This window comes from Pseudomonas sp. GW821-FHT09E04, from assembly GCF_059416185.1.
This window is the reverse complement of sequence record NZ_JBWKOR010000008.1, coordinates 89,473-113,715: the sequence shown is the minus strand read 5'-3', so window position 1 is coordinate 113,715 and position 24,243 is coordinate 89,473. Positions and strand designations below refer to the sequence as shown.

The 24,243-nt window shown below is 60.3% G+C and carries 14 protein-coding genes; 4 read left to right on the top strand and 10 right to left on the bottom strand.

The genetic code is table 11. The annotated features are described in order from the left end of the window. Nucleotides 1-16 precede the first annotated feature (16 nt). Entirely contained in the window at nt 17-2,479 is a 2,463-nt protein-coding gene (locus tag AC07N4_RS26095; RefSeq protein ID WP_102620490.1) for an EAL domain-containing protein, read from the bottom strand. Between the two features lie 217 nt (nt 2,480-2,696). On the opposite strand from AC07N4_RS26095, the gene AC07N4_RS26090 reads away from it, so the two are divergent. Next, nucleotides 2,697-6,845: a hypothetical protein gene (locus AC07N4_RS26090; protein WP_493066375.1), complete on the top strand. Its 4,149-nt coding sequence runs from the start codon at nt 2,697-2,699 to the stop codon at nt 6,843-6,845. Between the two features lie 4 nt (nt 6,846-6,849). Here AC07N4_RS26090 and AC07N4_RS26085 read toward each other — a convergent pair whose 3' ends face one another. The 5 genes from AC07N4_RS26085 to AC07N4_RS26065 form a co-directional block, all read right to left on the bottom strand. After that, nucleotides 6,850-8,667: an ABC transporter ATP-binding protein gene (locus AC07N4_RS26085; RefSeq protein WP_493066374.1), complete on the bottom strand. Its 1,818-nt coding sequence runs from the start codon at nt 8,665-8,667 to the stop codon at nt 6,850-6,852. Next, a complete protein-coding gene (locus tag AC07N4_RS26080; protein ID WP_172829544.1) occupies nt 8,660-9,262 on the bottom strand; it encodes a DsbA family protein in 603 nt (200 codons plus the stop codon). Before AC07N4_RS26080 ends, AC07N4_RS26085 begins: the two co-directional genes overlap by 8 nt. A gap of 35 nt (nt 9,263-9,297) precedes the next feature. Further along, entirely contained in the window at nt 9,298-10,239 is a 942-nt protein-coding gene (trhO, locus tag AC07N4_RS26075; RefSeq protein ID WP_493066373.1) for an oxygen-dependent tRNA uridine(34) hydroxylase TrhO, read from the bottom strand. A 102-nt stretch (nt 10,240-10,341) separates the two neighbouring features. Then, on the bottom strand, nt 10,342-10,641 hold the full coding sequence (locus AC07N4_RS26070) for a BolA family protein (RefSeq protein WP_096821009.1): 300 nt from the start codon (nt 10,639-10,641) through the stop codon (nt 10,342-10,344). 12 nt (nt 10,642-10,653) lie between these two features. Continuing rightward, a complete protein-coding gene (locus tag AC07N4_RS26065; RefSeq protein WP_192558671.1) occupies nt 10,654-11,172 on the bottom strand; it encodes a DUF2059 domain-containing protein in 519 nt (172 codons plus the stop codon). A gap of 193 nt (nt 11,173-11,365) precedes the next feature. Between AC07N4_RS26065 and AC07N4_RS26060 the strand changes: the two genes are divergently transcribed. Continuing rightward, nucleotides 11,366-12,760, top strand: coding sequence for a class II fumarate hydratase (locus AC07N4_RS26060; protein WP_192558672.1), 1,395 nt, complete (start codon nt 11,366-11,368; stop codon nt 12,758-12,760). Between the two features lie 37 nt (nt 12,761-12,797). Here the strand turns inward: AC07N4_RS26060 and AC07N4_RS26055 are convergent, their stop codons facing one another. Next, nucleotides 12,798-13,757, bottom strand: coding sequence for a DMT family transporter (locus AC07N4_RS26055; protein WP_096821006.1), 960 nt, complete (start codon nt 13,755-13,757; stop codon nt 12,798-12,800). A gap of 210 nt (nt 13,758-13,967) precedes the next feature. Here AC07N4_RS26055 and AC07N4_RS26050 point away from each other — a divergent pair, with 210 nt between their 5' ends. Then, complete coding sequence (locus tag AC07N4_RS26050) at nt 13,968-14,168, top strand: DUF6316 family protein (RefSeq protein ID WP_096821005.1); 201 nt, start codon at nt 13,968-13,970, stop codon at nt 14,166-14,168. Here AC07N4_RS26050 and AC07N4_RS26045 read toward each other — a convergent pair. Next, the gene (locus tag AC07N4_RS26045; protein ID WP_493066372.1) at nt 14,165-15,349 is read right to left on the bottom strand and encodes a thiolase family protein; all 1,185 of its coding nucleotides are present in this window, start codon (nt 15,347-15,349) and stop codon (nt 14,165-14,167) included. The two genes, AC07N4_RS26050 and AC07N4_RS26045, sit on opposite strands and share 4 nt — an antisense overlap. A gap of 101 nt (nt 15,350-15,450) precedes the next feature. Next, nucleotides 15,451-16,965, bottom strand: a complete 1,515-nt coding sequence (gene pap, locus AC07N4_RS26040; RefSeq protein ID WP_096821003.1) for a polyphosphate:AMP phosphotransferase — start codon at nt 16,963-16,965, stop codon at nt 15,451-15,453. A 173-nt stretch (nt 16,966-17,138) separates the two neighbouring features. Between pap and mnmC the strand changes: the two genes are divergently transcribed. After that, nucleotides 17,139-19,118, top strand: a complete 1,980-nt coding sequence (mnmC, locus tag AC07N4_RS26035) for a bifunctional tRNA (5-methylaminomethyl-2-thiouridine)(34)-methyltransferase MnmC2/FAD-dependent 5-carboxymethylaminomethyl-2-thiouridine(34) oxidoreductase MnmC1 (RefSeq protein WP_493066371.1) — start codon at nt 17,139-17,141, stop codon at nt 19,116-19,118. An 18-nt stretch (nt 19,119-19,136) separates the two neighbouring features. Here mnmC and AC07N4_RS26030 read toward each other — a convergent pair whose 3' ends face one another. Further along, nucleotides 19,137-23,975: an NEL-type E3 ubiquitin ligase domain-containing protein gene (locus AC07N4_RS26030; protein ID WP_493066370.1), complete on the bottom strand. Its 4,839-nt coding sequence runs from the start codon at nt 23,973-23,975 to the stop codon at nt 19,137-19,139. Between the last annotated feature and the right edge of the window lie 268 nt (nt 23,976-24,243).

Below are 24,243 nucleotides of genomic sequence, written 5' to 3'. Positions count from 1 at the left end.
GGATCGGCGAGAGACTTCAACGGAACGTGCCAGGCGCCTTGAACAACAGCGGCTGCGGTCTGGCGGGCCGACTTTGCAAACTGTCGCAGGTAAACAATTGCGGGCGTTCGATGACATAACCCTGAGCGTAATCGACGCCGATTTCAAGCAATGCCTGCTCGATCTGGGCTGTTTCGACAAACTCGGCAATTGTCTGCTTACCCATGACATGCCCGATGTGGTTGATCACTTCGACCATAGCGCGGTTAATCGGGTCGTCCAGCATATCCTTTACGAAACTCCCGTCGATCTTCAGGAAGTCTACAGGCAAATGTTTCAAATAAGCGAATGAAGACATTCCGGCGCAAAAGTCGTCCAATGAGAAGTAACAACCCAAGCCTTTGAGTTCATTAATAAATCGGATAGCACTGCCGAGATTTGCAATGGCGCTGGTTTCTGTAATTTCAAAACAAATCATTTCAGGCGGAACGGAATAGTTATCAAACTGTTCGCGCAGAAAGTGCAAGAACGCGTCATCTCCGATAGTAATGCCTGAAAGATTAATCGCACACATTGCCAGAGGCCGTTCGCACTCTTCGTTAATACATTGAGCAATTACCTTAAATACATTCTGCACAACCCAGCGATCGAGTGACGTCATCAAACCGTAACGCTCGGCCGCCGGTATGAAACTGTCCGGCAGAATCATCCGACCCGCCTCGTCATGCAGGCGCAACAGAATTTCAATGTGCCCGCCCGCGCCACCGGCAACCGAACCCAACGGGGCGATTTCCTGGGCATAGAGACAGAAGCGGTTTTCCTCCAGGGCCATGTGCAGGCGCTGTACCCAGGCCATCTCGCCGAAACGCAGGGACAGCTCCGAGTCGTCGGCATGGTAGACCTGCACCCGGTTGCGGCCCTTTTCCTTGGCCATGTAGCAGGCCATGTCGGCCGCCCGCAGCGAGGCTTCAAGAGTGGTCGGTGTTTGCGCGACATGCACCAGACCAATGCTGACAGTGGTCAGGAACGGCCGCCCCTTCCAGACGAAATGCAGGTTCTGTACGGTCTGGCGAAGGCTCTCGGCGATCTTCTCGGCCGCCTCCGGTGCGCAGTTCTCCAGCAAGATGCCGAACTCGTCGCCGCCCAGCCGCGCCAGTGTGTCGCCCTCGCGCAGGCCTGATTGCAGCAACGCACAGATATGTCGCAGCAACTCATCGCCCGCCGCATGCCCGCAGGTGTCATTGACCAGTTTGAACTGATCGAGATCGAGGAACATCAGCGCATGTCGCCCGGGCTGCCGGGTCAGATTGTGCAAGGCCTGCTCGAGGCGATACTCGAACTCGCGGCGGTTGGCCAGGCCGGTCAACGCATCGTGAGTGGCCTGCCATGAAAGATTGGCGATGTATTGCCGCTCCTGCGTCATGTCGTGCAACACCAGCACCGTCCCGCTGACCTTGCCCGCATTGCGGATCGGCGCGCCGACCAGAGTCACCGAAACGGTGCTGCCGTCCAGTCGCTGGATCAGCTTCGAGTGTTCGCTGCCGCCGGTGAGCTGACCACTGAGAATGTGCTCGATCAGGGTCAGCCCTTCGGTCTGGGCATTGTCATCCAGCAAATTGAACAACGCCGCCAGCGGCAGACCGGCAGCCTGCTCGGCCTTCCAGTGTGTCAACGCCTCGGCGGCCGGGTTCATGTAGTCGATCGCACCGCTCACATCGGTGGTGATTACCCCATCGCCAATCGAATGCAGCGTGACATGCGCGCGATCCTTTTCCAGTTGCAGTGCTTCGGCGAAGGCATGCCGCTGCTTCAGCAGTTTGCGGGTGCGCAGCAGCGCCAGCACGATCAGGCCCAGCGCCGTGGCGAGGTTGGTGAATAACAGCAGACGCAGGATTACCCGCGAACCCTCACCCAACGCATCACTGAAAGCCTTGGCGGCAGGCGTCACGCCATCGTTGATCGCAAAGATCCGGTCTTTCCAGCGCCGGATATCGGCATCAGTGGCGGCATTGGCGGTGATGCGTCGGTGCATCTCCTGCGCCACGTCATCGAGCTCCACCAGGTAGGCATCGCCCAGCGTCCAGCGGTCGATGGCGGTTTCCAGATAACTGAAGTGACGGAAATTCAGGTACAGCCAGATCAGGCTGGAGACATCGTCCGGGTGGTTGCCGCCCTTGAGGATGCCCTCGCGCGCGGCTTGCAGGTCGGGCGGTTGCTTGTCCAGCGCCAGGCGCAACTGATGGCCGCCCTGAGGCACGGCGATTGCGTTCTGGTATTTGAGATAAATCGCCTCGTCGCGGCTGTCCGCGTAGAGGTTGAGGTAATAGATTGCGTCTTTCTGGCCCTTGGACCAAAGGCTTTCACCGGCGACATACCCGCGAACGGCCGACAGGACGTAGAGACTCACGCCTCCCAGCAAGGCTTGAAACAACACAACGGCGATGAATGGCCAGACGATGCCCAGCAACCGAGGCGTTCCGAGAGTCCGCTTTTGCTTCATGGAGTTCCTTGCGTGGTCACTGCCTGATTGTCCGTCTCTATCAGACCAACCTCCAAAGACTAGGAGGCGTTCGGGGTTCCGGCAAGCGGCGGATCCGCCTCAGTTCAGGACAAACGCCGGATAGACATATGTACAGCCACGGCCACCGGCGGGATCGATTTACTGGGCACTTCAGGCCTCCCCCACTGTGGCGGGAATGCCTCACAAGGAGTGTGACATGCCCTCGACGTCTTCAGCTTCAACCAACCTGTCGACAACCGCCGAATCCAGCGCCAGAAAGGCGCTTGGACTGGACACCGGCCCGGATATCGATTCCCTGGTTCCCCAACCGACCGGCCGGGACAGGAAAAAGTTCAGGGCCGCGCAGCTCGCGACACCGCCCCTTGCACCCTCCACGACGCTGGAACAGTACAAGGCAAAACGCATCAATGAGCGAATGATCGACACGGTCAGGATGTTTCTGATCGGCAAACCTTCGCTGATCCGTCATTTGAGTGGCGATATCCTGCGTCTTGCGGATACGGAAGAACTGCGCGCAACCCCCTCGGTTTTCCTCCAGCGAATACTCAGTTCCCCAGAATCGCTGGACCTGACCGAGCGGCTGCTGAAAAAGCTCAAATGGTACGGCGCATCCGCTGGCGAACAGACGTCGGCGTCCGTTCGTCATCAATTGATATGCAAAGCCATCTGCCTCTATCTGCATGCGCCTTCAGCCGATGAGCAGCAGGAACTCGCCGGTTTCCGCTGGCAGGACTCGATCCACTGGGGCAAAAGCTACTCGACCCTGCGCAGCGATTTCGAACAGCATTTACTGCGCACGCGTCGGGTTGCCAACACCAAGGAGTCGATCCTTCTGGCCCGAATATTCCAGACTCGGCTGTCGAAAGACTTTGCCGTGCCCGATATCCCGCCCGAGCTTCGCTACAAGAGTTCGGTGGTGTGGGTGAACTTCATGCACGGTGTATTGCTGGCCGAGACGCTCGGGCTGGATCAGTCGCAGCCGTTGTCCTTCCAGCAACTCGTCGACCTGCCCATTGAGCGTACTGCTGGCGCCTCAGCTGCAGAACTGGAGGCAATTGCCCGACTGCGGATAAGTCCCGCCCTTGAATGGGCGGTCTGCACGGGCGTCGTTCAGGCGCGACCGGCCTTCGATTATGACCAGGATGATATCGAGCGGGCGCTAACGGCGCTGGAAGCACAAAGTCAACGCTTGAACAGCGCCGTGATGACTTTGGAACTGGCCCCGCCCGATCGACTGAAAATGGCCAGGGAGATTTTGGCGGATCGATTCGGCGGTTTTACGTTCAAGCGGGACGGGCGCAAATTGCTGACAGCCGATGGCAGCTACAGCGGATTCCGGTCAACCCCGGATCTGAAGTTGATCGGCCATGACCTGCTGGACCTCTACGCAGACGGTCAGCTCGATGGCGGCAAACGATGGATTGTCTCGCTGTCCGATGGCACTACCCGATCCACGACAGCACTCAGACTGGATAAGCAACGCGTCCTCTACGCCGAGCGCGAAAACTCGCGAGGTGGTTATGACCGGGTGAATTCAGGTGACTACAGCTGGGCTGGAAAGGCTTTGCCGGATATCAATGCGCAGTTTGAAAGCGCCTTCAACCAATATCTGGCGACTATCAGGCCGCCTTATCAGATCTTGATTGCCAGCTTGCTGACTTCACTGCCAGCGAGCGACCGCCAGGCATTGGCAATGGGTGAAATCGAGTTGTTGGGGCTGCGTCGAAAATCAGCACCCAACGAACCGTCGGATCTGACGCGGGCCAGGAAGGGTTTCATTATAAAAGTGACCCACCAGGGGAATATTGCCTACCACGAGTTGATCCCGAGTGCCGGTGTCATTCGCCTTCGACCCACCTTGAGGTTTTCAACCGTCAATGGCGTTCGGACCGAGTTTCCATTGCACGCCACCATCCCCGGACAAATCTATTCCCCCGAGCGCGACATCAGCGCTTCGTTGCTGCTCGATTGGTCGGCCCATGTCCACGGCAGGGCACCAGCCGCCCAGGCGTACTACGTCGGTTATCTCGACACCGTAGGCAATATAGCCGCAGCCTCCAGTGATGCCGGGACCGATGCCGCGACGCTGACATCACGACTGGACGCACTGGCCCATTACATCGCGACAAACTTCCTTTATGTCGATGAAGAACACCTGCGCCTGCAAGCCCGGGGGATGACGATCTTCGACACCATCCGGGCCAAAACCGAGAGGCGTCTGGAAATATTCGTGACAATCGTCAAAGGGTTCGTCCCCTTCTGGGGCAGCATCGAGGACCTGCTCTCGGGCGATGTCAAAAGCAAAGTCCTGGGCGGGGTCGGACTGCTGTTCGACCTGACTTCTTTCCTCTGCCCGATCGGCAAATTCATCTCCGGCTCGGTTCGCCTGATCCGTGCCGCTGTCGGCACCACTCGCCTGGCGGTCCAGGCGACGTTGCCGTCCTTCTCGATACTGGCCCGCAAACTGCTGACCACCTCACTGGCAAACTTCAATCCGCTGGACGGTGTGCCGTCACTCCTCAAAGGTCTGGTGAGCGGAGTCGGCAAAGGACTGTTCTTTGTCGGCCGCGCCGGAATCGGCGGTATCAAGAAGCTGACGGGAACGGCCGAGCACTACCGACTGATCCAGGACCTGCCCCAGGTCATCGATCCCGGGCACTGGAAGCCGCTGACAAACGGCGACCGACTGGCGACGGTCAACGGCATTGATGACGTCCTGATACGTCATACAAGCGCGTCCGGTCTGGAGCGCTTTCATCTGGTCGACCCGATGACAGCCCTGCCCTACGGCCCGCGTCTACGCCACAACGGCAAAAACCTCGAACAGGGCCGATCGGCCTTCAAGACCCTGCCCCCGACCGAATCCCACGTGATAGCGCGAGTTCCGGAACAGGCACGTATCCGGGAAGTGCTTGAGGTCGATGGACGCACCACACTGCTGATTGATGACATCCCTTATCGGCTGGACGGCGATCAATTGCGCCGCGCCGACCTGATTGATGACCCGTCGATCTTTAAAACCGTACCCTGCAGGGTGCGGCGTATGCCGGGCAAAGCCACGTGCAAAACCAGTTACGTCACCCGCGATCCGGCACCGACGCCCGCCAATGGCAGCTTTGACACGGAAAAAGGCTGGGCACCGTGGTTCGGGGACAGCCGTTATACGCCGGCCTTTCCAGGTCGGGCGATGCTGCTCAAGACCCTGAAGCGCAAGACCCGGCACCAGGGGACGATAGCCTTTCAAAAAGGGATTTATGGCCGAATCAAGGTTGATGTCCCCTACGGCACACGGAATCAGTTCGACAGGTTCGAAGCCGGCGCCACTATCGTCCCGGCCATGGATGGCTCAAAGCACTACGTGTTCACCCGACTGGACGCCGCAGCCTTCTACGTCGCCGAAGTGCCCAAGGGACAGAGCCTCGCGACACCGCTGACTTTGCGCAAGGCCAATACCCTGCCTGCCGATCTGAAGGATGAGCTGATGACGGTTTATACCGGATCGCTCAATGCCAATAACATGGCGAGGATCCACGGCACTGCTGCGGTCGAACGTGCCATGGAAACCATGGAGAAAATTGCCATTCGCATAGGCGGTCACACGAACCCACCCGATACGCTCAAGCTGCTCAAGGTCGATACCAGCCCGGGCGAAGCGGTGATGTTCGACCATTCGACGCGCATGATTGTCAGACAGCGGAAGGACGGCGCCGCGTCCTGGTCGAGCAGTCAGGGCGCTTCGGATACGTTTCGCCAACGAACTGCCGACATCTTCGATACGCTGTTTGCCGAGAAGACCATCGATATCCAACAGAGCGCCGACTTGAACATCAATCAGACGATGATCAAGCTTCAGGCGCTGCTCCCGCCTCATTTCCAGGGACAGAAATTGCGCAACATCGCCTACGCCGACATCGTGACATCGACCGGCACCCGTGAGGTGTACGTCAGCGTTTCCGGTGCACAGGGACTGACCTCGGAACTGCCACTGTTCAAGCATCCGTTCGCGCCGGATAAAGTGATTGTCGGCGATACCACCTACTTCAACATCGACTTTGGCAAGACCTTCAACAGAACCTCACTGGAAGTCTCGAGCGAAGGGCAATTGGTGGCGATTCCCCGTACGATAAAGGACATCGACACCTACACGCCTGCGGTGACCCGCCGGCCGACCTCTCTGGACAGCGAGGCCAAACTGATCAGCGTGCTTCGCCAGAAGTATCCCGAAAAACACATGATCGCTTCGGTCGACGTGGCCACGACCATGCCCCCATGCACCAGTTGTTCGGTGATCGTCAAAGAGTTTGGCTACGACGGCACGGCCAACGCGCTGGAGGTGCTGTGGTAATAACCTACAACCGCTGCAAATGCCCATAAAGCTTGGCGTACAACCCGCCATCGGCAATCAGTTGCTGATGGTCGCCATCCTCGGCCACTTGCCCGCCGTCGAACACCAGCACCCGGTCCGCCTGCTTAACCGCTGACAAGCGGTGAGCAATGATCAGCGTGGTGCGTCCATGGAGAAAGCGCGCCATGGCCTGGTGCAGGTTGTATTCGGTGGCGGCGTCGAGGGCTGACGTCGCCTCGTCGAGGATCACCACTTTGGGTTCGGCGAGGATCATCCGCGCAATCGCCAGCCGTTGTCGCTGGCCGCCGGACAGGCGCACGCCGGAGCGGCCGACGATGCTGTCGAGTCCATCCGGCAAGGCGCGGATAGTCGCTTCAAGCTGGGCGATTTCCAGTGCCTGCCAGCAGGCTTCATCGCTGCGGGTGCGGCCCATGGTCAGGTTGGCGCGTACGGTGTCGTTGAACAGCGCCGGATGTTGCAGCACCACCGCGACATTTTCCCGAACCGTTTCCAGGCCGATTTCCTGCTGGGTCGATCCGCCGAAACGAATGGTGCCGGCCAGCGGCGTGTAAAGGCCCAGCAGCAATTGCACGAGGGTGCTTTTGCCGCCACCGCTGGCGCCGACAATCGCCACTTTCTCGCCCGGTGCGATGGACAGGTTCATCTGATCCAGCACCAGCTCATCGCCATAACCAAAGCTCAGGCCTTGAACCTCGATCCCGACAGTATCGCGACCCTTGAACGGATCGACGCCGCCGGGGTATTGCGGCTCGTCGGCACGGGCTAGCAGTTCGTTGATCCGGGTCAACGCACCGCCGGCGGCGTAATAGGCGTATTGCAAGTTCAGCAGTTGTTCGACCGGGCCGATCATGAACCACAGGTAGCTGAACACCGCGAGCATCTGGCCGATCGACAGGTCGGAGAACAGCACAGTGAGCATCGCCGCCGCGCGGAAGATGTCGATGCCGAACTGGAACAACAGACCGCTGGCACGGTTGGAGGCGTCGGTCTTCCACTGCGAATTGACCGCGTAATTGCGCACTTCCTGGGCTCGCAGGCCGAGGCGCCCGAGGAAAAAGCCCTGTCGGTTGCCGGCACGCACTTCCTGGATCGCATCAAGGGTTTCGCTCAGCGCCTGGGTGAAACGCGAGGTGCTGTCGTTCTCCAGTTTCTTCAGATGCTTGACCCGTTTGCCCAACTGCACCGTGGCGTAGATCACCAGCGGGTTGAACAACAGGATCAGCAGCGCCAGTTTCCAGTGCATCCACATCAGGATGCTGGCCGTGCCGACCAGCGTCAGCATCGCCACCAGGAAACGACTGAGGGTTTCGCCGACAAACTTGTCGAGGGTGTCGAGGTCGGTGACCAGGTGCGTGGTGACCGTGCCGCTGCCCAGGCTTTCGTATTCACCCAGCGAGATCCGTTTCAGACGCTCGATCAGCCGCACGCGAATTCGATAAACGATGTCCTTGGCCAGCCGCGCAAACAACCGCGCCTGCAACACGCCAAAACACAGAGCACTGCAGCGCAGGGTCAGCGTCACCACCAGCATCAGGCCGATGTAGCCTGCCGCCTGCTGCCACATTGACGGCAGCACGTGGTTCATGACTTTCAGCGCAGCATCGCCATGGCCGAGCAGGACTTCGTCCACCAGCAACGGCAACAGCAACGGAATCGGCACGCTGCACAGCGTCGCCAGTACGGCCACGCCGTTGGCGATCCACAGGGATTTTTTGTGATGAAGTGCCAGTCGCCGGACTTCAGCCCAGCTCAGCCGGTCGACACGCTTGACGGCTGGCGTGTCATCGGCCGGGTCAGACACAGGCGGCGCGCTCCAGCCATCGGCCGAGCAGCGGCGACAGTTCACTGAGCGGCTGGTAACCGTTGGTCAGCAACGCCAGCTGACCATTGCGCTCGGCGAGCAGGGTCGGAAATCCGGCGATTCCCAGGTCCTGAACCCAACTGAAATCGGCTTGGGTCGCCTTGTGTTGATCGGCATGATCAAACAGGGCAGCAAATTCGATGCGGGGGACGCCGGCCTTCTCTGCCAGCTCCACCAGAACGCTGGCCTGGGTGACATCGCGACCTTCAGCGTAAAACGCGTGCTGGATCAACCCGACCAGTTTCCACGCGCAATCCGGCGCCAGGCTGCGCGCGGTGACAATGGCCCGGCAGGCAGGCTCGGTGTCGTAGACAAAACCGTCCGGCAGCGCGCCTTCGAACTTGAACGGCTGGCCGGTGGCCTCGGTGACCGCCTGCCAGTGCTCGAGAATGTAGCGCCGGGTGGTCGGCTCCAGCGCCGCACCGCTGCCGGTGCGCAACCCGCCGACCACCAGGTGCAGCTCCACCCCGGCTGCCTGCGCCTGCTCCACCAATGCCTTGGCCACCGGGGCAAATCCCCAGCACCACGAACACATCGGATCCATCACATAGAGCAGGCGTGCAGACATGATTAAGCCTCGGTGGATGCTTGCTTATAGTTGTAGCCGATCGGGTGCGGCATGTTGCGCGCTTTTGCCAGTTCGATCTGTTTCTGGCGGTCGATGGCGCTGCGGCGAGTCTTCTCGCTCAGGGTGTCCCAGCAGTGCGGGCAGCTGATGCCGGCCACGTAATGCTCGGAAGCGCGATCTTCAACGCTGACCGGGGTGCGGCAGGCATGGCACTGATCGTAGTCGCCTTCGCTCAGGTCATGGCGCACGGTCACGCGGTTGTCGAACACAAAGCAGTCGCCCTGCCATTTGGTCTCTTCCTGCGGCACCTCTTCAAGGTACTTCAGGATGCCGCCCTTGAGGTGGTAAACCTCTTCAAAGCCTTCGCCCAGCATGTAGCTCGAGGCTTTCTCGCAGCGGATGCCACCGGTGCAGAACATCGCGACCTTCTTGTGCACGGCCGGGTCGAAGTGTTCTTTGATGTAGTCGGGAAATTCGCGAAAACTGGTGGTTTTCGGATCGATGGCGCCTTCGAAGGTGCCGATCGAGACTTCGTAGTCGTTGCGGGTGTCGATCAGCAGCACTTCCGGGTCGCTGATCAGCGCGTTCCAGTCCTGCGGTTCGACGTAGGTGCCGACTTTCTTGTTCGGGTCGACGCCTTCGACGCCCAGGGTCACGATCTCTTTCTTGAGCTTGACCTTGGTGCGATAGAACGGCTGCTCGTCGCAGTACGATTCCTTGTGATCGATGTCGATCATGCGCGGATCGTTGCGCAGCCAGGTCAGCAGGCCGTCGATGCCTTCACGGCTGCCGGACACCGTGCCGTTGATGCCTTCTTCGGCGATCAGCAGGGTGCCTTTGATGCCGTTGTCGACCATCGCTTGCAGCAGGGGCTCGCGCAGGTTGACGTAATCTTCGAGGGTGACGAACTTGTACAGTGCCGCCACGACAATCGGTTGTGTCATGGGTATTTCTCCAGGTGGCTACCCTCGTAAAGGGTGAACCGGATGCGAAAAAAAACGCGCCGGGTGAGCGGCGCGTTGCGGATTCTAGCAAAAAACCGACGTTTAATGCTTGCTGCCGCCGGCACAGGTCGGCGACGCCGGAGCGGCGCCCACCTCTGACCATTCCTGCGGGGTGTAGGTGTGCAGCGCCAACGCATGGAACTCGCCCATCAGCTCGCCGAGCGTGCCGTAGACTTTCTGGTGGCGCTTGACCCGGTTCAGACCTTCGAACTGCGCGCTGACCACCACTGCCTTGAAGTGGGTCTGCAACCCGCGACTGTGCATGTGGCTTTCGTCCAGCACTTGCAGATGCTCAGGCTGAAGCAGCGCCAGCGTCGATTCGATGCGTTGTTGCATGGTCATCACGAACTCCGCTTACTTCTTCTTGGCCGGAGCAGCGCCTTTCGGTGCCAGCTCGTTGGTCATGTCGTCCAGCAATTTGTTGACGACCGGTACTGCGCTTTCCAGTTTGGCCTGGGTCATCTGGGCCGATTGCTGAGTCAGCTGCGGCATTTTTTCCAGGACTTTCTTGCCCAGTGGCGACTGGTAGAACGCGACCAGGTCTTTCAATTCCTGTTCGCTGAAGGTGCTGGTGTAGAGCTTGACCATGTCCGGCTTCAGCTTGTTCCAGCCGATGGCCTGGTCCAGGGCGGCGTTGGCCTTGGCCTGGTAGGTATCCAGTACGGCTTTCTTGGATTCCGGCGCCTTGGTCTGTTCAAAACGCTGGGCGAACATCTGCTGAACCTGCATGTACACCGGAGTGCCCAGCTTGTCAGCGTGCGCCAGGGTCAGGAAAGTTTCGGCACTGGCGTTGTGGCTGGCGGTATCGGCGAACACCTGGCCGCTGGCGCAAACCAGGGCAACCGCGGTGCAGATGGCACGAAGACGAGTCATCGAGTTTCCTTTTCAGCTAGGCGAGGTAAAACCCCAAGGGCGACCATTCTGCGCCTGAATAACGCTGCGGCTCAACCCCCGAGCCTTGCCGCGCTTGATTGGCGGAGCCTGGCGGGGCAACAATCGAACGGATGGAACCACTTGGGCCCCACCGGGCCTAAACTGCGCAAACAGACCAACAGGAGTGTGCACGATGAGCCGTATCGAAACCGACAGCCTGGGCCAGATCGAAGTCCCGGACGACGCTTACTGGGGCGCTCAGACGCAACGCTCGCTGATCAACTTTGCCATCGGTCAGGAACGCATGCCCCTGCCGGTGCTGCACGCCCTGGCACTGATCAAGAAAGCCGCGGCCCGGGTCAATGACCGCAACGGCGATCTGCCCGCCGACATCGCCCGCCTGATCGAACAGGCCGCCGACGAAGTGCTCGAAGGCCAGCACGACGACCAGTTCCCGCTGGTGGTCTGGCAGACCGGCAGCGGCACCCAGAGCAACATGAACGCCAACGAAGTGATTGCCGGCCGCGCCAACGAACTGGCCGGCAACCCGCGCGGCGGCAAGTCGCCGGTGCATCCCAACGATCACGTCAACCGCTCGCAGAGCTCCAACGACTGCTTCCCCACCGCCATGAGCATCGCCACCGCACAGGCTGTGCAGACCCAACTGCTGCCGGCCATCGCCGAGCTGTCGGGCGGCCTGGCCGAGTTGTCGGCGCGGCACATGAAGCTGGTGAAGACCGGTCGCACCCACATGATGGACGCCACGCCGATCACCTTCGGCCAGGAGATCTCCGGCTTCATAGCGCAGCTGGATTACGCCGAACGGGCGATTCGCGCGGCGTTGCCGGCGGTCTGCGAACTGGCGCAGGGCGGCACCGCCGTCGGTACCGGGCTCAACTCGCCACACGGTTTCGGCGAAGCGATTGCCGCGGAACTCGCGGCCTTGTCCGGCCTGCCGTTCGTCACCGCGCCGAACAAGTTCGCCGCCCTCGCCGGCCACGAGCCGCTGACCACGCTTTCCGGCGCCCTGAAAACCCTCGCCGTGGCGCTGATGAAAATCGCCAACGACCTGCGTCTGCTCGGCTCCGGCCCACGTGCAGGTTTTGCCGAAGTGCGGCTGCCGGCCAACGAACCGGGCAGCTCGATCATGCCCGGCAAGGTCAACCCGACCCAGTGCGAGGCGCTGTCGATGCTCGCCTGCCAGGTGCTGGGCAACGATGTGACGATCGGTATCGCCGCCAGTCAGGGTCACTTGCAGTTGAACGTGTTCAAACCGGTGATCATCCACAACCTGCTGCAATCGATCCGCCTGCTGGCCGATGGCTGCAGCAACTTCCAGCAGCACTGCATCGCCGGACTGGAGCCGGATGCCAAGGTCATGGCGCAACATCTGGAACGCGGCCTGATGCTGGTGACGGCGCTCAACCCGCACATCGGTTACGACAAGTCGGCAGAAATCGCCAAGAAGGCCTACAGCGAAGGCAAAACCTTGCGCGAGGCAGCGCTGGAACTGGGGTATCTGACCGATGAAGAGTTCGATGCCTGGGTGCGGCCGGAGAACATGATCGAGGCCGGCGCCAAGGGCTGAGTCATCCCGATCCTTCCCACGCCTGGCGCGGGTAGGATCATCCGACCAACAGTTTCGCCCGCCGGGCCTTGAGCCCGGCAATCAGCGAAGGCCCGAGCGCCACCAGCGCCGACCCCAGCACCACCAGCACCGCCCCGCCATACGCCAGCAAATTGATTTGCTCGGCATGCACATATTCCGGCCACACCCCGGCCGCCACCGCCACCGCGCCAAACGTCACCAACGGCGTGATCGCAAGCGTCGCACTGACCCGCGAGGCCTCCCAATGCGCCAGCGCCTCGGCAAACGCGCCGTAGGCGATCAGGGTGTTCATGCAGCACGCCAGCAGCAGCCAGCCCTGCAACGGGCTCAATTCCAGCGCTTCGAGCGGATGCACCCAAGGCGTCAACAACAAGGCGCAGAACAGGTAGATCACCATCATCACCTGCAACGAATTCCATACCGTCAGCAATTGCTTCTGACCCAGCGCATAGAACGTCCAGACCGTCGATGCCAGCAGCACCAGTAACACACCGGCGGTGTAGTCAGACAAAGACGTCAGCAATTCAGCCAGACGCTGATTGAAGAACAGCGCGAAGCCGATCAGCAGCACCGCCAGCCCCATGCCCTGACCCATACTGAAGCGTTCCTTGAACACGAACAGACTGGCGATCAACAACATGATCGGCCCCATCTGCACCACCAACTGAGCGGTGCCGGGGCTGAGCAGGTTCAGGCCCATCAGGTACAGCACGTAATTGCCCACCAGCCCGAGCACCGCCATCAGCACCAGCCAGCCGCCCTTGGGCCCGAGCACCTTGCGACTCGGCAACCGCTTGGTCGCCGCCAGATAAATGAACAGACAGCCGCCGGACACCGTCAGGCGAAACCAGGTCACGGTGATCGGGTCCATCACCTGCAGCACCTGCTTGAGTTTGATCGGCAGGATTCCCCACAGAAACGCGGTCAACAAGGCCAGGAACATGCCGTACACCCAGCGACCCGACGAAACGTGCATGAGAACCCCGAAAGCCAATGACAGGAGCGCTCATTCTAGGCGCAGAGCTCCGGCCGACACAGGAACAGTTGCGCTCAAGCCGCTAATGAAACTGTGCAGGTCGCAGCATTAAATTGACGCGTTGCCGTTGATCGGCCGACGAAGCGCTGCAAGTGGTTCAGGCATAAGCTCTTTGGATCCCATCCAGCGCAGCGCTCAAGGAGATCGATCATGTTCGGAATGCGCGCCCAGGACACCGCCCCCGCCACGCACTTTCGCAGCGACCGGGTGTGCCGGGTCAACGGCGAACTGTTTTTCAGCACCCGGGAGAACACCCTCGAAGGGCCGTTCGACAGCCCCGAGAAAGCCGAGCAGGAAATCCGCGCGTACATCGCGCGGATGCAAATGATGGATTCCGGCAGACCGTTTTAGCGCACCGCTTCAAACAACCCGGTCGCGCCCATCCCACCGCCCACGCACATGGTCACGATCCCGTAACGCAGGTTGCGTCGCTGCAACTCGCGCACCAGATGCCCGACCTGCCGCGATCCGGTCATGCCGAACGGATGGCCGATGGAAATCGATCCCCCGTTGACGTTGTACTTCTCGATGTCGATTTCCAGCCTGTCACGGGCGTACAGGCACTGCGAGGCAAACGCTTCGTTCAGCTCCCACAGATCAATGTCCGCTACCTGCAAACCTTTGGCCTTGAGCAGCTTCGGCACCGAGAATACCGGGCCAATGCCCATTTCGTCCGGCTCGCAACCGGCCACGGTGAAACCGCGGAAAAACGCCTTCGGCTTGAGCCCCAGTTGCAGGGCTTTTTCCAGGCTCATCACCAGCGTCATCGAGGCACCATCGGACAACTGCGACGAGTTGCCGGCGGTCACTGAACCGTCCTCGGCAAACACCGGTTTCAATCCGGCAAGGCTTTCATAGGTGGTATCCGGGCGGTTGCAATCATCGCGATCGACGATGCCGTCGAGGATCTGCACTTCACCACTGTTCTTGTCTTCAACGCGGTACTTCACCGCCATCGGCACGATTTCATCGTTGAACAGGCCGGCTGCCTGCGCCTGGGCGGTGCGGATCTGACTTTGCAGCGAGTAGCGATCCTGGGCCTCGCGGCTGACACCATAACGACGCGCCACCACTTCGGCGGTCTGGCCCATGGTGTAGTAGATGCCGGGCGTCTGCTGCTTGAGCAACGGGTTGATCAGGTGGTCGGTGTTGACGCTTTTCAGGGTCAGGCTGATCGACTCGACACCGCCGGCGACGATGATGTCGCTGCAACCCGAAGCGATCTGGTTGGCGGCAATCGCAATCGCCTGCAAGCCCGAAGAGCAGAAACGGTTGAGGGTCATGCCCGCCGTGCCGGTGCCCAGTCGCGAAAGCACCGCCACGTTACGGCCGATGTTGTAGCCCTGGGCGCCTTCGTTGGAGCCGGCACCGACGATGCAATCCTCGACGCTGGCCGGGTCGACGTCGTTGCGCGACAGCAAGGCGTTTACACAATGGGCCGCCATGTCATCGGGACGGGTCTGGTTGAACTTGCCGCGAAAGGACTTGGCCAGGCCGGTCCGTACGCTGTCGACGATCACCACTTCACGCATGGCATACCTCATTGTTGTAGTCGGTTGAGAGTGGACCGAGCATAAGTCCACCCAATCGCCGACTGCGACAATCATTCACCTCGCGTATGCGTGCACATCGGTCAGTCCTTGTGTTTCTTGGCGTGCCTGTCGGACTTCTCGAAGGCCTCTTCCAGTGCACGGTTGATCGTGCGCAGCACCTTGACCCGGGCCCAGCGCTTGTCGTTGGCCTCGACCAGCGTCCACGGCGAGATTTCGGTACTGGTGCGGTCGACCATGTCGCCCACGGCCCCACGGTATGCGTCCCACTTGTCGCGGTTGCGCCAGTCGTCTTCGGTGATTTTGAAGCGCTTGAACGGGATCTCTTCGCGCTCCTGGAAACGCTCCATCTGCGTGTCCTTGTCGATCGCCAGCCAGAACTTGACCACGATCACGCCGGCGTCGGCGAGTTGCTCCTCGAAGTCGTTGATTTCGCCGTAGGCGCGCATCCAGTCGGCGGTGCTGCAAAAACCCTCGACCCGCTCCACCAGCACCCGGCCGTACCAGGATCGGTCGAACACAGTGAACTTGCCCCGGGCCGGAATGTGCCGCCAGAAGCGCCACAGATACGGCTGCGCCCGTTCCTCTTCGGTCGGCGCGGCAATCGGCACGATGTTGTACTGACGCGGGTCGAGCGCCGCCGCGACTCGACGGATCGCCCCGCCCTTGCCCGCCGCATCGTTGCCTTCGAACACCGCCACCAGCGCATGCCGGCGCATGCGTTTGTCACGCATCAGCCCGGACAGTCGCGCCTGCTCGGTGATCAGTTGTTCTTCATAGTCTTTCTTTTCCAGGCGCTGGGTCAGGTTGAGGCTGTCGAGCAGGTTCAACTGATCCACCGATGTGCCCAGCGGCTGGGCGTTGACATCGTGCGGGTGGACGTCGGGGCGCTTCAGCGCATTCTGCAGGCCTTCGAGCAGAATCTTGCCGACCGTCAGGCTGCGGTAATGCGCGTCCATCCCTTCGATGACATGCCACGGCGCGTAATCGCGGCTGGTGCGACGCAACACGCGCTCACCGTATTTGACGAACTTGTCGTAGGTCTCCGATTGCTGCCAGTCCAGCGGACTGATCCGCCAGCTGTGCAACGGGTCGTCGGCCAGGGCCTTGAGGCGCGCCTTCATCTGTTTCTTGGACAGGTGGAACCAGAACTTGAAGATCAGCGCGCCTTCATCGCACAGCATCTTTTCCAGACGCTCGGCGCCGGCAATCGCCTGATCCAGTCGCGGGTCCTTGAACAAGCCGTGCACCCTGCCCTGCAGCATCTGGCTGTACCAGTTGCCGAAGAAAATCCCCATCCGCCCCTTGGCCGGCAGCATCCGCCAGTAACGCCAGGCCGGTGGTCGTGCCAGTTCTTCGTCGGTCTGTTGGTCGAAGGTGCGCACTTCGATCAGGCGCGGGTCCATCCATTCGTTGAGCAGCTTCACCGTCTCGCCCTTGCCGGCGCCTTCGATGCCGTTGATCAAAATGATCACCGGAAAGCGCTTTTGCTGCTGCAATTCGAACTGGACTTCAAGCAGTGCTTCACGCAGGGCGGGCACGGCGGCTTCGTAGGTTTCTTTGTCGATGGCGTGACCGATTTCAGCGGATTCGAACATAGGGACGGCTCCTTCCAGGATTCAGCAAGACTAGCGGATTGGGCACAGACACGGCACAGAAATTCCCGCCGGCGGCGGATTGTCCTTGAGTCATCAGCGGCAAGGCTTGCCATGGATCAAGCGCCGCCCGCGTGATCGGCTAGAATGGCCGCCTTGCCGTTGCCGAGCCTGCCATGAAACCTGTAATGCCCCACGCCCAACTCGACTGGGATGACCAGGGACGCCCGCGTTCGCGAGTGTTCGACGATGTGTATTTTTCCGATCAGTCGGGGCTGGATGAAACCCGCTACGTGTTCCTCGAACAGAACCGTCTGGCCGAGCGCTTTGCCGCGTTGCCGGCGGGCGGGCGACTGGTGATCGGTGAAACCGGGTTTGGCACCGGGCTGAATTTTCTCTGCGCCTGGCGGTTGTTCGAACAGCACGCGGTGGCCGGTGCGCGGTTGCATTTCGTCAGCGTCGAAAAGTTTCCGTTGAGCCCTGCCGACCTGCAGCGGGCGCTGGCGCTGTGGCCGGACCTCAAGCCACTGTCCGATCAACTGCTCAAGCATTACGTGGCAATCCATCAGGGTTTCCAGCGCATTGTTCTGGATCACGGTCGAGTGACCCTGACGCTGTTGATCGGTGATGCGCTGGAGCAGTTGCCGCAACTGGACGGCCAGATCGACGCGTGGTTTCTCGACGGTTTCGCCCCGGCGAAAAACCCGGAGATGTGGACTGCCGAACTGTTCGCCGAACTGGCGCGGCTGGCGGCGCCCGGTTCGACTATCAGCACCTTTACCAGCACCGGTTGGGTGCGACGACTGCTCAACGCCGCCGGCTTCAAAATGAAGCGCACGCCGGGCATCGGTCACAAATGGGAGATTTTGCGCGGCGAGTTTCTCGGCTGGCCAGAGGAGGCTCCACCACCGGCGGCAGACAAACCCTGGTTCGCCCGCCCGGCTCCGTTGAGCAGTGAGCGTCGCGTCTTGGTGATCGGTGCCGGTCTGGCGGGTTGCGCCACGGCGGCCAGCCTCGCGGCGCGGGGTTGGCAGGTCAGTCTGCTGGAACGGCATGCGGCGGTGGCGCAGGAAGCCTCGGGTAACCCGCAAGGCGTGCTGTATCTGAAATTGTCTGCACACGGCACAGCGCTGTCGCAGTTGATCGTCAGCGGTTTCGGCTACACCCGCCGCCTGTTGGAAACCCTGCAACGTGGCACCGACTGGGATGACTGCGGCGTGCTGCAACTGGCGTTCAATGAAAAGGAACGCGAACGGCAGGCGCAACTGGCGGCCGCGTTTCCCGAAGACCTTCTGCAATGGCTCGATCAACCCGAGGCTCAGGCCCGCGCCGGGATCGGTCTGGCGCACGGCGGTTTGTATTATCCCGAGGGCGGCTGGGTGCATCCGCCGGCCCTGTGTCAGGCACAATCCGCACAGCCTGGCGTCACGCTGCTCACCCATCAGGAAGCCGTGGAGCTGCGCAAGGTCGAAGGTCAGTGGCAAGCCTTCGACGGTGAACGACTGATCGCAACAGCGCCCGTCGTGGTGCTGGCCGGTGCCGCCGAGATCAAGCGTTTCCCCCAGAGTGCCGACCTGCCCCTCAAGCGTATTCGCGGGCAGATCACCCGACTGGTGCAGACCGCGCAAAGCCAGGCGCTGGCCACGGTGGTCTGCGCCGAAGGCTATGTGGCACCGGCACGGTTGGGCGAACACACCCTCGGTGCCAGTTTCGATTTCAACAGCGACGACCTGACCCCGACCACCGCCGAACATCTGGGCAATCTGGCGATGCTCGAAGAGATCTCCACGGATCTGGTCAGCCGTCTGCACCTCAGCGAGCTCGATGCTGACAGCCTTCAGGGCCGCGCAGCCTTCCGCTGCACCAGCCCTGACTACCTGCCGATTGTCGGTCCACTGGCCGACCGCGAAGCCTTCACCGAGGCTTATCGCGCCTTGAGCAAGGATGCCCGGCAAGTGCCGGACACTCCCTGCCCGTGGCTGGACGGTCTGTACGTCAACAGTGGCCATGGTTCACGCGGTTTGATCACCGCGCCATTATCTGGCGAGTTGCTCGCGGCATGGCTGGACAACGAACCGCTGCCGCTGCCCAGAGCCGTGGCCGAAGCCTGTCATCCCAACCGCTTTGCCCTGCGCCGACTGATTCGTGGCAAATGACGCCCTCTGCGAAGGCAATCAGTCACCGGGCGCAATGCAGGTCCCCCTCTCGATCAACTCCGTCACCTGCAGGGTCAACCGTTGCAGCAAGGCATTTTCGGTCTGTTCCAGCCGGGTGGCGCAGAGGTTCATTTCACTGAGGTAATCGGCAGAGCTGAGTTCTTCAGCCCTGTCGAACAATGCCTGAACCTCCACTTGATGAGGCACCCGGGCATCGTCGAACTGCTGCGCAAAACTGTTCTTCACGTAGTTGCTCCAGAACGGCTGGCGAACCAGAAAATCCAGCCATTTGGGGGACAGTTCAGCCGTCTGGATTTGATTGATAGCCGTTACCAGATCATCACTCGTCACATCGGCGAGTTCAGCGTATCGCATGTGCGAGGGCTGCCCCGGCAGATCGAATGCCCGCGCCAGCCCCGTGCGATAGGCAAGGGTCACTTCCAGCGGGTCGGGTGATCCTTGATCCCGGGCGTGCTCCGCGGCGATCAGGTCGATTTGCTCAAGCTGGAACAAGCCTCGCGCAAGCCTCATCAGCACTGCCGCCGACACCTGCCGCCCCCCGGAAACGCGCAACACATTGCGTACATGCACGGCGACCTCCAGATGACTGAAGTTCAACGCCGCGTTATCCGTGCAATTGATCGGGTTGGCCGCCAGATCGAAAATCTGCTCGCGCAATTCGGCATCGGCCTGCGTCGCCTCCAGTACCGTCCAGACCCGCCGGGACATATCCTCGCGCACATATTCGGAGTCGGCGGTATTGCCCAGCTCGGCCAGCAAATGAAACAAGCCTTCGGCCATCGGGTCGTCGTTGATCGCAGTCCATGTTTGCAGGCGTCTGGCGCCTACGGTTCCTCCCGTTTCGGTCAGCCAGATCGAACGTGCCTGATGCTCGTCAAGGCGCGCGATATCGTTTTCCAGATAGCCCATGCCGACGCCAACTTTCTTGCGATAGTTGTCCAGATGAGTGCTGCTGAGTTCGGAAATCGGGTTGTTGCGCAGATTGATCGTTTCACTGAAGCGCCGGGGTGTTTCAAACAGCCATTGCGGCAAATCACGAATGTCGTTGTCACGCAGGTCTACCCGATCCAGATGGGGCAAGCGCTGCAAACCTTTAGGCAACTCCGTGGTGCGGGTGTTACGCACGCTGAGGTCAGTCAGCTCAAACATCTCGCTGACATCCAGCGTGGCCCCAAGGGGATTTTCGCTCAGGTCCAGGCTTTGCAGACTGCGCATCCGCGACAGTTTCACCAGGGCCTGCTCAGTCAACTGAATCCGGTTTTGCCCCAGGCCCAGACGCCTGAGATTCGGCATGAGCGAGATCACCTCCGGCAATTGCGTAAGCCTGTTGCGACCCAGTTCAAGCGTCTCGAGGTTCTTGAAGGCTTTGAGGAAATAGACGACATCGTTGTCCAGATGCATGTTTTGCAGAGACAGATGCCTGACATGGTCAAAGGTCAGCCCGGGGGGCAGGATCGGCAGCTTTCCGAACCGCATGCCATCGAGCTTCAGGCCATACGCCGAACGATGGAATTCGTCGGGCAGGAAGATCAGTCGGCGAAAACTGTCCTCGATCTCGTACGCGACAAGATGCCGACATTCGCGCACCTCGCTCAGCACCCCGCCCTGTGCCCTGATAGCCGCCACATCATCCATCCAAGTGTCGAGCACATTGCGCAGTCGCTCCAGATCATCCTGCAATTGCCTGACCCGAAGTGCCCGAGTCAGATGGTCGCTGCCCAACTGGTCAAGAAACTCCCGGGCCTGCATATCGGAAAACAGCGGGAAGAGTTTTTTCACCTTGCGTAACAAACGCTGTGGATGACTCGTCGCCTCCCCGGATGGGTTGGCGAGCGTACACACGGGTTCACGATTCATCGGTTCAAACCGGTCACCGTTCAACAACCGGTTACAACCTTCACGCTCATCCAGTGCGCTACTCAATAATCGGTTGCGCAGGCGCCAGCCGTCTTCTGGCCTGACTCCTGACAGTCCAATCGCCTTGGTCTGGCGAGGCGAGAGTCCTTTGAGGATTGCCTGATACAGGCTGTCCGGCCCGAACATCTTGCCGAGTGATCGGGTCTGGCTATCGAACACCTCGTAACCGTTGTCGAGCCTGACCAGCGTGAGCGAGTTTCCGGGTGCGAGGGGTTTCTTGCCAAGGATCTCCAGCAGATTTCCCCTGAGTGACTGCGCCCGCAGTTCCACGTAAAGCTGCGGATCCCAACCGCTGTGTTGCGGCAACAGCCCGATGGCCAGCTTCTCGGTATCGGCATTGGCGACTTCAGCCAGGTAGAACCCTGTCAACGCCCGATCCAGGCGAACATTGCTCGTCGCCTCACTCAACCGTTGCGCAACGCCCATGGGCACTCGCCCGGTGGTTCGCAGAAGCGAGCGTTCGACACTCGAAGCCTGTCGGATCAGTTCCTGAGCATAACGCGCCGGCACATCGGGAAATGCTTGCCTTGCCTTGAGCACCGCACTGTCCAGGGTCTGGTCATAGCGCCGGTACAGGTGGTCGAACATCGAGCGACGATCGGCCTTGACCGCCGCCCCGATCAGTTTTGCCAGCGTCACTCCTCGATCGGCCGGCGCAACGTTCGCTCCGACCAAAGCGTCCACTTCTTTGGGATACAGGCCGTCGATGACGGTCTGCAGCAATTCACCCTTTTCCAGTTGGGCGTTGCTGACAATAACGCTCAGAGTGTCATCGTCAATCGAGCCGGGTGGAAAGGTCGCGGTAATGCCTCCGTCTTCGTCAACGACCTTGATGTAGCGATCCTGTGGCCAGTTGGAAAGTCCGGGTAAAGCCTGCAGCTGTTCCTGGACATGACGAGGATCAGTCGCCTCGCCACGCTCCATGGCGGCAATGAAGTCACGCACCCTGCGCTCAAGGCCGAACCGTTCGATCACATCTCGCAAACGGGGGGGCAGTGGCAGGCTGTCGTCGCTCAGCCGATGCAGTTCATCGAAGCGAGTGTCGGACAGACGCCGGATCATCTCCAGACGACTGTCATCGAGTCGCGCCAACAGCGGATCGATGCGTTTGAGTGTGTAAGCCCCGGACCATTGCTCGCTCGGCTCCGAGGCATGACGCCAGCCCCCGTGCTGATTGCGCTTGAGTATCGGGGCATAAGCCTCCGGGCGGACAGGATGCTGAATGCGCCAGGTCCTGGAAAGCGGATCCGACACCACGGCGTAGGCTCGATCGTCGACACGGGCAAAGACCTTGCCGTCAGCCTGATACAAGCCTGTCGCGTCAGATTCAGTCCCTGCCCCTGCCCCTGCCGGTAAAGGTTGTTCATAGGCACTCAGTTGCGGCTTCCACAATCGGGACTGTCCATTGCGGTCAAGAATGGCGGTGAAAGGCTGGAAGAAATCCGGGTGTTTTTGAATCGTCTTGATCGCCAGGGATTTCAGGGCCTTGACGCCGGCACCCACGGCGGCCATCAAGGCAAGGTTTTCCGCCACGCTGAGCAGGTGTGAAAAGGCTTCCTGACGGTCACCCCGATTCCAGTCCTCGATCCCTTCGTACACCTCGGCGAGCATTTGTCCAATCGCGACACCCATCATCAATTGCCCCAATACCGGAACGACGAACCCCGCCACATTGGCGATCGTCATGCCGATTTCCAGGTACTGGATCAATCGTTTCTTGCGCTCTTCTTCATCGACATCGGCCGTCGGCACGGCGAGCGCACGGGCATCGAGTTGCAACTTGCCGACATGGCTCTTGAGCATAAATTCGAACAGCGGACCGGTCATCTCCAATTGTTTGATATGCCCCAGGCTCTCGGTGTCGGCAAACGTCTTGAAAAAGTCGACCTTGTCGACCTCTCCAATGCAGTGGGTAAAGTAACTTTTGTAACTGCCCACCCCCAGTTTGAACTCCAGGTACGCGACGAACGCCGTAAAGCTGGTGTACTCATAGAGTGGCTGGCCGGGTTCGCCGGGCATGTACACCACACACCATTGATCGGGATCCAGCTCGATCGATTTTTCAGAGAACACCACGACACCCCAGAGGCAGCTGTCGAGCGCTTCAATGCCCTGCATGATCAGCGGCCGGCCCTTGAACTGAAGGCTTTGGGCATCGACGACGCCACCGGCATCAATCAAGCGCTGAATCGTCTGAAAACCGTCCCGGGAAACGTGTTCCTTCATCAGCGCCAGGTGCAGATCCAGTTGCAGCATCTGCTTTTTCATCACCGAGATATTGCGAACCATCGGGCCGGTAGCGACCCGACTGCCATTGACCTCCCCGACACCGAACACCTGCTGAAAATGTTCCTGGTATAGCCGGCCCAGATCCAGCTCCCGGCAGAGTGCGGCGAACGCCGTCGGTGTCAGACCGGGAACGCCATCAGGTTTGCTGGCAATCCGCACGACGCTGCCTTCAGGGAAATAATCGGCTTGCGCCTCGTCTTCCGTGAAGTTCTGCATGGCCGCTTCGAGCAGCGTCGGGGTCGCCGGCGGAATGACTTTCTCCCCACCTCCAGACGGGGTCACCGCTTCACAACCGCAATAGCTTCCCGGCAACTCCAGATGGTCTTTCTCGACATCGAACACAGCCAGCCAGCGCGCAGTCAGGGCGCGATTCAACTGTTCGATGCAAAAATGCTTGAGCGATTGCAACCGGCTCAAGTCCGTCTCGACTTGAGCCTGGGTTGTGTGCAAGTCACGCGCGGTCTTGTCCAGTGCCGCCAAGGTGTCGGCACTGGCCTTGAGCAGCACAGGGGGGAAGCTTTTCTGCAATGCCCTGGCGGTGTCCAGATCGCCTGTGGCCTCCAGCAAAAAGCTCAGTTTCTGTTTTTCCGTGAGGGTGATCGGTGTGACCGACGCTGGTGTAGTGGACATGGGCAATATTCCTTTATTGCTGTTGAGTCCCTTCACCCTAGCGATCCCGTCATCAAATAAAAAACACGAATAACTGCCCGATCGGGCCTGCAAACAAGCAGCAATCCGTATGTTTCGAATACTTATCTACTACCTGACACTTCAGCCAGACTGGTAACGGCCCACCGGTCAGGCCAACGCACTTATAACTGATCGTTCTAAAACTCCCACATCCGAGCCGGGTCAGTTTCTGGGTACCGGCCATTTCGGCGCGGTTCAGCGACACCCT

What these genes read in the sequence shown, in the direction of transcription:
- mnmC (WP_493066371.1), top strand. Translation starts at nt 17,139, where the DNA reads ATGAAACCTGTAATGCCCCACGCCCAACTCGACTGGGATGACCAGGGA.
- AC07N4_RS26030 (WP_493066370.1), bottom strand. Translation starts at nt 23,975, where the DNA reads ATGTCCACTACACCAGCGTCGGTCACACCGATCACCCTCACGGAAAAA.
- AC07N4_RS26070 (WP_096821009.1), bottom strand. Translation starts at nt 10,641, where the DNA reads ATGACCATGCAACAACGCATCGAATCGACGCTGGCGCTGCTTCAGCCT.
- AC07N4_RS26080 (WP_172829544.1), bottom strand. Translation starts at nt 9,262, where the DNA reads ATGTGTTCGTGGTGCTGGGGATTTGCCCCGGTGGCCAAGGCATTGGTG.
- pap (WP_096821003.1), bottom strand. Translation starts at nt 16,965, where the DNA reads ATGTTCGAATCCGCTGAAATCGGTCACGCCATCGACAAAGAAACCTAC.
- trhO (WP_493066373.1), bottom strand. Translation starts at nt 10,239, where the DNA reads ATGACACAACCGATTGTCGTGGCGGCACTGTACAAGTTCGTCACCCTC.
- AC07N4_RS26065 (WP_192558671.1), bottom strand. Translation starts at nt 11,172, where the DNA reads ATGACTCGTCTTCGTGCCATCTGCACCGCGGTTGCCCTGGTTTGCGCC.
- AC07N4_RS26055 (WP_096821006.1), bottom strand. Translation starts at nt 13,757, where the DNA reads ATGCACGTTTCGTCGGGTCGCTGGGTGTACGGCATGTTCCTGGCCTTG.
- AC07N4_RS26090 (WP_493066375.1), top strand. Translation starts at nt 2,697, where the DNA reads ATGCCCTCGACGTCTTCAGCTTCAACCAACCTGTCGACAACCGCCGAA.
- AC07N4_RS26060 (WP_192558672.1), top strand. Translation starts at nt 11,366, where the DNA reads ATGAGCCGTATCGAAACCGACAGCCTGGGCCAGATCGAAGTCCCGGAC.
- AC07N4_RS26095 (WP_102620490.1), bottom strand. Translation starts at nt 2,479, where the DNA reads ATGAAGCAAAAGCGGACTCTCGGAACGCCTCGGTTGCTGGGCATCGTC.
- AC07N4_RS26045 (WP_493066372.1), bottom strand. Translation starts at nt 15,349, where the DNA reads ATGCGTGAAGTGGTGATCGTCGACAGCGTACGGACCGGCCTGGCCAAG.
- AC07N4_RS26050 (WP_096821005.1), top strand. Translation starts at nt 13,968, where the DNA reads ATGTTCGGAATGCGCGCCCAGGACACCGCCCCCGCCACGCACTTTCGC.